Here is an 818-nt window from a genome sequence, read left to right as displayed (position 1 = left end):
ACTCGCGAACACATCCTGCTGTCCCGTCAGGTTGGCGTACCGTACATCATCGTTTACCTGAACAAGGCTGACCTGGTTGACGACGCTGAGCTGCTGGAACTGGTTGAAATGGAAGTGCGCGATCTGCTGTCTTCCTACGACTTCCCGGGCGATGACACTCCGGTGGTAATCGGTTCGGCTCGTCTGGCACTGGAAGGCGACCAATCCGAAATGGGTGAACCGTCCATCTTCCGTCTGGCTGCTGCTCTGGACTCCTACATCCCGACTCCGGAACGTGCTGTTGACAAGCCGTTCCTGCTGCCGATCGAAGACGTATTCTCGATCTCCGGCCGTGGTACTGTAGTAACTGGTCGTGTGGAACGTGGCATTGTTAAGGTTGGTGAAGAACTGGAAATCGTGGGCCTGAAGGCAACCGCGAAGACCACCTGCACCGGCGTTGAAATGTTCCGCAAGCTGCTGGATCAAGGTCAGGCTGGTGACAACGTAGGCGTACTGCTGCGTGGTACCAAGCGTGAAGACGTAGAGCGTGGTCAGGTTCTGGCCAAGCCGGGCACGATCACCCCGCACACCAAGTTCGCTGCTTCGGTCTACGTACTGAGCAAGGACGAAGGCGGTCGTCACACCCCGTTCTTCGCTAACTACCGTCCGCAGTTCTACTTCCGTACTACCGACGTGACTGGTGCAGTTACCCTGTCCGAAGGCGTGGAAATGGTAATGCCGGGTGACAACGTGGAAATCACCGTAGAACTGATCGCTCCGATCGCTATGGAAGAAGGTCTGCGTTTCGCCATCCGTGAAGGCGGCCGTACTGTTGGCGC

General features: G+C 57.1%; 1 protein-coding gene. It reads left to right on the top strand.

Translation table 11 applies throughout. The features are described 5' to 3' along the window. Window positions 1–818: elongation factor Tu (locus tag EAY64_RS20035; RefSeq protein ID WP_103526506.1), on the top strand; the 818-nt coding region annotated here is incomplete at both ends.

This window comes from Aquitalea palustris (assembly GCF_003693445.1).
Taxonomy (GTDB): Bacteria; Pseudomonadota; Gammaproteobacteria; order Burkholderiales; family Chromobacteriaceae; genus Aquitalea; species Aquitalea palustris.
Note: the sequence above shows the minus strand (reverse complement) of the source record. Positions and strands in the feature narration are given on the sequence as shown.